The following is an 8062-nucleotide window of genomic DNA, read 5'->3' on the forward strand; positions in this document are numbered from 1 at the left end:
GCCCCGTCGTCGAGCCGGGCCGCCCCGCCGCCCCTCGCCGCGCCGCCGGGCCGGGCCGCGCCGTCGCCGGGCTGTCGACGCGGCATGAACCCAGGGCGCGAGGTCGTCGACCACGGTACGGCGGCGGGCCCGGCCGCGGCCGGGACATCGGCACGAGGGGAACCCGGGGCGCGGATCCCCCTCGCGCCGGCGGCCGGGCCCAGACCCGACGGCGCGAAGCTGCGGGGCGGGGGCGGCCGGCCGCCGGCCGTCGCGCAGCGGGAGCAGCAGCAGGGCGGCAGGGCCGGCGCGACGGAACGCGGCCAGGCTGTCGACCACGACACAGCCCAGCGCGGTGAGGCGCCGGCGCCGGGGCCGGGCGGGACCGCGGAGTAGGTGGTCGACGACGCGGAGCGGTGAAGCGGCGGCCCGGAGGGACGGGGCGGACGGCCCTGGGCCCGGCCCCCGTCCTGCAACCGGCACCGCGGCACGGCAGACCAAGCGGCGGCACGGCCGGGGCCGGGCCGTCGACAAACGGGCGAGCGGTCGACGGTCCTGTGCAGAACCCCGGCACCAGGTCGCTCCGGCGCAGCCTCCTCGGGTCTGCGCCGGAGCGGTGGTTCTCTGCCCTTTTAGTGGACGGAGATCGTGAACCAGGAATCTGCCTTGGTGCCGTTCTCGTTGGACACGTTGACCTTGGCGGTGTTCTGGGCGCTTCCGCATCCGATCCCGCTGCCCCAGGTGACCTGGAGGATTCGGTTGGCTGAGTTCGCGGTGGCCTGAAGGATGGAATTCGACACCTTCAGGTCGGCGTCGGCGAAGTTGATGCAGTATTCGCCGGTGTTGATGCGCTTGACGGACTCGATCCCCTTGGCGTTGGAGATGGTCCCGTTGCTCTGGACTGTTGCCGCTGCCTGCGCGTACGGGGCTTTGACGTTGTCGGCCACTGCGTAGGCGACCCCGGCCGTGGTCCCGGCCAGCACAACGCCGAGTGCGGCAAGAGCGACGGTCCGAGAGCTCATTTCCTTGAACATTTCTCTCCTTTGGATCATTCAAGCCGTGCGCCTGAAAGCGACCGTATTCAAATGCGCAAACCGGGGCGGAAGCAAGAAAATCAAGCCCGCACCACTCATTTGCGCCGGACAGGGTTGACTTCTAAGACAAGCCGCTTTTTCTTGGAGAGCTTTTATGGATTGGAGTCCCCGGCCTCACGCCTGTCCCCGGGCCGGTCTCCTGCAGGTGGTGGGCAAAGGCGACTCGTCCGTGGTCGGACCGGCACCCACACCGCGTGCGACGGCGAGCAGCGGGGCATCGGCGCCATGCTGGAGCCCTTCGGACTGGACATCTTCGGAATGAAGTTGCCCTGGTACGTGCGCCCGAACCGCGCCGGCCGCGGCCTCCGGGCCGACCTGGTCGCGCAGGCGGTCAAGGACCTCCCGACCGCCTGCGGGGCGCCCCGGGGCAGGCCTCTCGTCCGCGCGGCCTGGGTGAGGCGGCGCGCCGGGCGCCGGAGCGGCCCCGGTTTGTCGACCGGCCTGGCGGCCCATCAGTGGAGAGCCCCGCCGCAGGGAGGGGCCCGTCCGAACCCGGGGCGGCCTGCGGTCCGTCGTACGGGAGTGCGGCACGCATGGCAGCGGCCCCGGCTGGAGGCATGTGGTGGTCCTGGCCGGGGCCGTGCGTGTCCGGGGTGGTGCGGCGGGTCAGTACGTCAGGGGGAGCGGGGTGAGGGTGACGGTGTCGCCGTAGCTGAAGGCGTTCAAGTCGCCGTCGGTGACTCCGATCTTGATCATGACGCCTTCGGCCTCGTCGCGGCTCCCGCGGACCAGGATGCCCTGCGCGGTGTGTCCCCCATCCGGGATGACGAAAGTCTGGCCGTACCAGCTCCCGCTCTCCGAGCCGTGCTCGAACGCCACATGATCGGTGCGGATGATTTCGTCGACCTTCTGGTGATAGGTGAGCTTGCCCTTGATCACATAGTGGTCGGGGCCGTCGGCCCACACATGGCCCTCGAATCCCGCACCGTGCGCACTGCTCCTGTAGCGGGCCTTGAGCGGCTGGAGGGGCCCGCCGAGGGTGGCGGTGACCTTCTCCCCCTCACGTGGTAGTCGCCGTCCAGGCGCAGCCCGAGGTGCAGTTCCACGTTCTCGCCCCGGCTGGGGGTCCAGCACTGGCGACCTCGCGCAATCGTGAGTCGCGTATTCCTCCGCCAGTGGGGGCTGCGCTCACTGTGAGTGGCCGCCAGTCTCAGCCTCTTTCCCCTGCCGCCGGGCAGGTCGGCCGTTCCGCCCTGACTCACCTGTCCGCGCTCCTCAACGAGATCGGTGTTCCCGGCTGCAGTTGCTCACGGCGCTGCCAGGCTGACCTCCTCAACGGGATAGGCGGCGTGGAGTCGATATATGCGCAGGCGAGTCCGCACGCAACGGTGATTCACTGGCCCGATGAACACGTTCGACGAGTACCTCACGGACTGGGAGTTCGGCGAGGACTGGCGGCCAGTGGTCGAGCACCTGGCGGCCCGCGTCACGAGCTGGCCCAGGGGGGCGCCGGAACCTGAAGACTTTTGCGTGGACTTCCCCGTCGACGTCCTATGGACAGACGGCCTGCTGGTGTGGACGAGCCTGGTAGACCCCGTGCGCAATATGATCAGTACCTGCTTGGGCGGCCAGATCGACCGAACGGGTCTTCGCTGCGGCATCCTGAACCCTCACAATCCGGGAGACCATCTCGACTGCCGCTTCGTCCTTCTCGGCGAAGGAAGATCCCTCTCTGATCTGGCAGATGTGCTTCTGGATTGGGTGGCCGCCGAGGCCGCACGTCTTTCCACCAGTCGACCGCAGCCCCTACGCGCGCCGAGATCCGTGCAACCGGAGGGTGACTGCTCCCGGGCTCGTGTTCACCGTGAGTGGTCGCCGGGGGCATAGTGCCGCCAGGTTCCTCCTGCCTCGGCGGCGAGCTGGGCGGTGGTGTCGTCGTGGTAGCCGAGCATGCGGGCGATCACGGGTGCGGGGCCTGGAGGACGAGGTGGCGGATGGCCGCCGTGCGTCCTCGCTGGGTGGGGAAGCCCAGGTGGCGAAGCCTGAGACCGCGTTTGAGATCTGCCGTGCCGTGGGGCTGGCGGGGTCGTTGAGTTCTGTGTGAGTGGTTCTGGGGGCGGGTATCCGTCGGACTTGGCGAACGAGCAGTGGGCGCTGGTGGAGCCGTTGCTGCCGCCTGCGCGGGTGGGTCCGAAGGGTGGGCGGCGGGAGAAGCACCCGCGGCGGCGGATCGTGGACGCGATCTTCTACGTGGTGCGGACCGGCTGTGCCTGGCGGCAGCTGCCGAAAGACTTTCCGCCGTTTCTGTGGAATCTGTGGTGTCAAGTTCCCGCGGCGGCTCAAGCCGCCGTGCCGTGCTCAGCGGGGGAACATGTCGGCGTAGGGGTCCGGTTCGTTAGTGAAGGGGTCCCGGCCGGCTTTCCATCGGATCTGCTGCTCGCGCCAGTGAACAAATCCTGGAGAGGCCTTGCCCCAGAGCGAGGCGTCGCTCAGGGGGCACGTGGCGAGGTCAGCGGTGAAGATCCGCAAGAGGAATCGGGCCATGCCGCAGTCGAACAGGGTCCAGCGCTCGGGGGTGTGCCGACCGCAGACCAGGACCGGCCAGTGGTCGGGGTTGGGGTCAGTGGTGAGCCAGCAGAGGAGATCAGGTCCGGATGTCTGGCCCCAGGGGAGGATGTGAGCCGGGTCGAGGTCGGGGCGCCATTGGGCCGGGGTGTGCTCCCACGTCGAACGGGCGCCCAAGATCTCGTCCTCAATGGCGCCGGGGTCCCATTGGATGCCGTCCTGATGCAGAGGAAGGAGGACACTGAGCAGGTCGTCGATGCCTCCACCGCCGTATAGCGACATGAACGCCTTGTAGTCGGTGGGCAGTCGGCAGTCCAGTCGCTCCTCAACCGAGGACCAGTCCAGGGCCTCGTCAATGCCGAAGGTCGGGGCCATGACCTGGGTCAGTGCTGCGATATCCGGATGCTCAGTCATGGGCCTCCCCTTCCAGTCGGTTGGCTCAACCTAGCGGCTTGGGCGGACAGCACGGCTGGCGGGTGCTCTCTTGGGCCCGCGCGTCGATCGCAAGGAACGGTAGTGGTACAGCGCCAGGAGGCAGGCCGAGCTCGCGCGGGGTGGGTCCGGCCGGCGTCGGGACGTCGGCAAGCCGCTCAAGCAGCTGGTCGAGGGCAGCTTGGCCGTCGTCTACGGCGGCGCGTTCGTCGTCGGTGAGCGGGATGGCGGCGAGCATCTTCTACAGGTTCTTCTTGGCCTCCAGGAGCTGGCCCTTGCTGGAGGCCTTGGGGGTGTAGAAGTCGCAGCGTGCGCAGGCCATGCGGTGCTGGCACTGCTCGAAGAACGTGTAAGTGCACCAGCCGTGGCCGAGGTCGTAGTACTGCCAGGGGTCGCCGTTCGCGGCGGCGCCGGACGCGACGGCGTCGCGGTCGACGAGGACTTCGACGGTGCGGACGTTGCGGGCGAAGTAGCCGGCGTCGTTGTAGGCCCGGGCGAGCGTGTTCGGGGTGATCTTCGCGTAGTGGGCGGTGGCTTCGGGAGTCCGGTGTCCGAGCCATCCCTGGAGCTCGAACAGGGTCATGGGCTCTTTGGCGTTGTAGAGCTGGCTGGCGATGATGGAGCGGGCCCGGTGGCTGGTGATGTTGCCGCGGACGTCGGCGGTGGGGACGCCGGCCTTGCGGCAGAGCATCGGGATGATCGCTCCGTTGATGTAGTGCTTGGAGACGCGGCGAGCGCGGAAGGCGAACAGGAAGTCCACGCGCTCGTTGGTCTTCGGGTCGAGGATGGCGGGCTGGTCGGGGCGGACAGCCTGCCAGGCCTCGATCGCCTGCCCCAGCAGCGGGTCAACCGGCTTGGTGAACGCGGTGCCGGTCTTGTGGGTGGGGACGTCGAGCAGGCAGACCGCGTCCCGGGCCAGGACCTCGCCGGAGTCGCCGGGGATGGGCAGGCCGTCGTGCTGCCAACGGATGCACCCGACCCGGAGCCGGGCGACTTCGTCGCTGCGCTGTCCAGCGAACAGCCAGGTCAGAGTGATGGCCCGGATCAGCTCGGCCGGGTAGGTTCGGCCGTCCGCGGTCGGTAGGTCGCCGGACTCAACGTTCAACCCGGCCCACAACAGCTTGGCCCAGATGTCGTCCGCGATCACGCGCGGGTCGGGACCCATGAGGGCCTGGACGCTGCGGGGCGTCCTCAGCGCGTGGGCCCGGTTGAACCGTTGCGGGATCCACTCCCATTCGTGCAGGTCACGGAAGAACGCGCGGGGCACTTTCAAGTAGCCGGACTTCGCCTGCGGGGTGAGCGGCTTGCCGATGCGGCCCTGCGACCGCATGCCCGCCGTCCACTGGGAGTAGTCGCCGACCGTCATGCGGTCGACCGCGGCGACCCAGGACGCGCAGGTCTGGCGGGTCCAGAGCTCCGGCCCGGTGACCTCTGGATGTTCGGCGGCCAGCCAGCGTCCGATCTTCGCGAGGACACTGCGGTAGCTGCTGCGGACGCCCGACGTCAGCGTCGAGGTCGCGTGCCAGCGCTCAACCCAGTTGGCCCAGCTGCCCGCTGTGCCCTCGATCGCCGTGGGCCCGGGGCCGTGCCGGGGCCGCGGCGGCGGATCGGCGTGGCCGAGAGCAGCAACGGCGCGGTGGATCCCGTGGAGGTCGCTGGCCCACTCGCTCTCCTGCATGGCCGCCGACGCGCGGACCGCGTCCAGGGCCGGAGTGGACAGGGCCTCCAGTCGGGGACTGCGGTTCAGCAGCAGGATCTGGCAGACCGCCGAGGTGAGCCGGCTGGGACGGCGCTGGTAGCCCCAGTCGCCAAGGACCGCAAGAACCTTCCCGACCGCGGCGTCGACCGCGCTCTCGCCGAAGACTCGGTGGGCGAGAGTGGGCCGCTGGAAGCGTCCGACCTGCTCGAACGCGGTGAAGCCGCCGAGGAGGTAGGCGTAGGCGATCACGAACGGGCGGGCGTTCGGGCCAATCTGACCGCCCCACCGACGTCGGAACTCGGCCCCGGACCGGTCGATCAGGTCGGACCAGCCCCAGTAGCTGCGGCCGAGTTCACCGCAGCGGACCAGGACAAGGGCCCTCCGCGGTCGCTCCCCAAGATCTGTGCCAGAACCCCGTTCTCGTGAACAAAGCCAAAGGTACGGGGGCGTTCGGCCAGAGCTGTCTTCAGCAGTCGTTCGAACTCGTTTGGGTGGCGCGGTGGTTCACCGGCAAGGTCGAGAGCGGTGAACAGCTCGTAGCGCACCGCACGAGCCGTGGGCCGGGCCCGGAAAGTGATCTTGCGGACGTCCTCGCCGGGTTCGAGCTCCCGCAGGCAGGTGTTGACGGCGAGGGTCTTGCCGCTGTCCCGACTTGACGGCTTGGCGCCGTGAGGTGTCTGGGTAGCGCCGTTCACCGGGCTGAGCCCGCGGCAGTTCGGCAAGCTGGTGACCGTTCTGCGGCGCGAGGGTGCAGATGCAGTCCGAAAGGGCCGGCCGTGGAGCTTGCCGTTGGAGGACTGGGCCTTGCTCTGCTCGACCACGGAACGTTGGGCCGACCACTGCGGCGGAGAGTTTGGCCCTCTGCCGGAAGGAGTTCAGGGCGCGATCGTCTCCCCTTCTTGTGTGATGTGAAATATCACATGAGAAGGCGGGTTGATGGCCCGTCACGCATCGGCGAAAACACTAAGGAGAGCACGTCCCCATGAACCGCTTAGCCCTTCTCGCGGTCGGCGTTGCCGGCCTGACCGTTCTGGCCGCCGGCCCGGCCGCCGCGACCCCCGCGGCCGCCGCCAACCAGACCGTGACCACCTGCGGGAACTCGGGCCTCCAGGCAGGCCTGCTCACCCGGCTGTGCGCGGAGGTCACCGGTAACGCGGTGCAGTTCTATGGCAGGGTCAGCCTCGCCGGGCCGCCCTCTCCCGGCAGCCCGACGCCAGCCACAAAGGAGCTGTCCACCACGCTGTCCGCCGAGGTCGTGGGCGCCGGCGCCCCGCCCCTCACGCAGGGCAAGCCTGTCGTCTTCACCACCACGACGCTCGAGGTGCGCGGCCCGGCGAGCCCCGTCCCTTGTGGCACCACGGTCCGCGGCACGTTCGGCGTGGCCTCCTTCCCCTGGACACCTCAGCCGGTCGTGCACGAGGTCACCCTCACCTGCTAGCGCCCAGCCCCCGGCGACTCGCCCAAGCGGGTCGCCGACGCGGCCCCGCAGACGGGGTGGACGTGGACCATGTGCGTCCGTTGTCCCTCAGTGGCGAGGACGTCGACAGGAGCGGCAAGATGCTGGGCCACGACTGCCACGTTCTAAAGACGCGTACGAAGTTCGGGACCGCTGGTGCCCGTACATGACTCCGCCCCGGTACGGGCGTTGGACGGCTCGTACCGGGGCGGCAGGCGTTAATCGTCTTGAGAGCAGAGCTCGGGCCGGGAGCAGCGGGAGGCGGCGACCGAGGAGGGAGGGCGTGGCGCCCGTCGGGAAGCCGTTGCCGAGGGATAGGGCGCTTCACCGCCACTGAAAGCGCTGTGCGCCGCTGTGAGTGGGAGCTCTCACTTCCCTGACCCGGTAATCCTCACCCAGTGACCAGGCAATCCTCACTGCTTGTCCAGCACCAGCGCCGGGCCATCACTGCTCATCACCCCATAGAACACCCTCGATCGGCCCGGCCCACGGCACCCAAGGCCGGACACCAGACTGAGAACCATCCCGGGCACGGAAGCGAGAACTCCCACCCTGCGGGCGCACGATGCGGGCACCATCGAGTCGCTGGCCGATCCTCGTGTCCGCAGCGGCCGGGAGCAGGGTGGCGAGGACGTCGACGAGGGCCAGGGCGACGGGGGCGCCGAGGAATCCGGGGCGAATCCGCAGGTGAGCGCGGCGGCGGGCTCGGTGCTGCGGTTCGGTGAGGCGCGCGATCCGGTGGCGCTGGCCAGCTTTGTGCGGCTGCGGGTGATCGACCCGGAAGGGGCGTACTGGCGGCGCGGGGTGGAGGCTGCGGCGCGGTGGCGGCGTGAGACGGGGAACACTGCGCTGCGGGTGTCGTACGCGTACGAGACGCCGGTGGGGTGGGGCTCGGTG

6 protein-coding genes and 3 pseudogenes are annotated in these 8062 nt (G+C 69.4%); 5 read left to right on the forward strand and 4 right to left on the reverse strand.

Features of this window, described 5'->3' with window-relative positions; translation table 11 throughout:
* Nucleotides 1-375 (forward strand): annotated as a pseudogene (locus EAO76_RS45595) (hypothetical protein); the annotation flags it as partial.
* Between the two features lie 236 nt (nucleotides 376-611).
* Here EAO76_RS45595 and EAO76_RS40540 read toward each other — a convergent pair.
* Nucleotides 612-1013, reverse strand: coding sequence for a hypothetical protein (locus EAO76_RS40540; RefSeq protein WP_148841255.1), 402 nt, complete (start codon nucleotides 1011-1013; stop codon nucleotides 612-614).
* Between the two features lie 666 nt (nucleotides 1014-1679).
* Nucleotides 1680-1979 (reverse strand): hypothetical protein, encoded by a 300-nt coding sequence (locus EAO76_RS40545; protein WP_148841256.1) that lies wholly within the window; start codon nucleotides 1977-1979, stop codon nucleotides 1680-1682.
* 1134 nt (nucleotides 1980-3113) lie between these two features.
* Between EAO76_RS40545 and EAO76_RS40550 the strand changes: the two are divergent.
* A pseudogene (locus EAO76_RS40550) lies at nucleotides 3114-3356 on the forward strand (transposase); the annotation flags it as partial.
* Nucleotides 3357-3371: 15 nt separating this feature from the next.
* On the opposite strand, the gene EAO76_RS40555 reads toward EAO76_RS40550, so the two are convergent.
* Both EAO76_RS40555 and EAO76_RS40560 read right to left on the reverse strand, forming a co-directional pair.
* On the reverse strand, nucleotides 3372-3992 hold the full coding sequence (locus tag EAO76_RS40555) for an SMI1/KNR4 family protein (protein ID WP_148841257.1): 621 nt from the start codon (nucleotides 3990-3992) through the stop codon (nucleotides 3372-3374).
* 259 nt (nucleotides 3993-4251) lie between these two features.
* The gene (locus tag EAO76_RS40560) at nucleotides 4252-5958 is read right to left on the reverse strand and encodes a tyrosine-type recombinase/integrase (protein ID WP_262376166.1); all 1707 of its coding nucleotides are present in this window, start codon (nucleotides 5956-5958) and stop codon (nucleotides 4252-4254) included.
* A gap of 450 nt (nucleotides 5959-6408) precedes the next feature.
* Here EAO76_RS40560 and EAO76_RS40570 point away from each other — a divergent pair.
* The 3 genes and pseudogenes from EAO76_RS40570 to EAO76_RS45600 form a co-directional block, all read left to right on the forward strand.
* Nucleotides 6409-6519, forward strand: a pseudogene (locus tag EAO76_RS40570) (IS5/IS1182 family transposase); the annotation flags it as partial.
* Between the two features lie 172 nt (nucleotides 6520-6691).
* Nucleotides 6692-7147 (forward strand): hypothetical protein, encoded by a 456-nt coding sequence (locus EAO76_RS40575; protein WP_148841258.1) that lies wholly within the window; start codon nucleotides 6692-6694, stop codon nucleotides 7145-7147.
* Nucleotides 7148-7852: 705 nt separating this feature from the next.
* Nucleotides 7853-8062 (forward strand): hypothetical protein (locus EAO76_RS45600; protein WP_399463665.1); only part of this gene is annotated, 210 nt, incomplete at its 3' end.

This window comes from Streptomyces sp. sk2.1, from assembly GCF_008120935.1.
In the GTDB taxonomy this organism is placed as follows: Bacteria; Actinomycetota; Actinomycetes; order Streptomycetales; family Streptomycetaceae; genus Streptomyces.

Coding starts and splice junctions, on each gene's coding strand:
- EAO76_RS40540 (WP_148841255.1), bottom strand. CDS start 1,013: ATGTTCAAGGAAATGAGCTCTCGGACCGTCGCTCTTGCCGCACTCGGC.
- EAO76_RS40575 (WP_148841258.1), top strand. CDS start 6,692: ATGAACCGCTTAGCCCTTCTCGCGGTCGGCGTTGCCGGCCTGACCGTT.
- EAO76_RS40555 (WP_148841257.1), bottom strand. CDS start 3,992: ATGACTGAGCATCCGGATATCGCAGCACTGACCCAGGTCATGGCCCCG.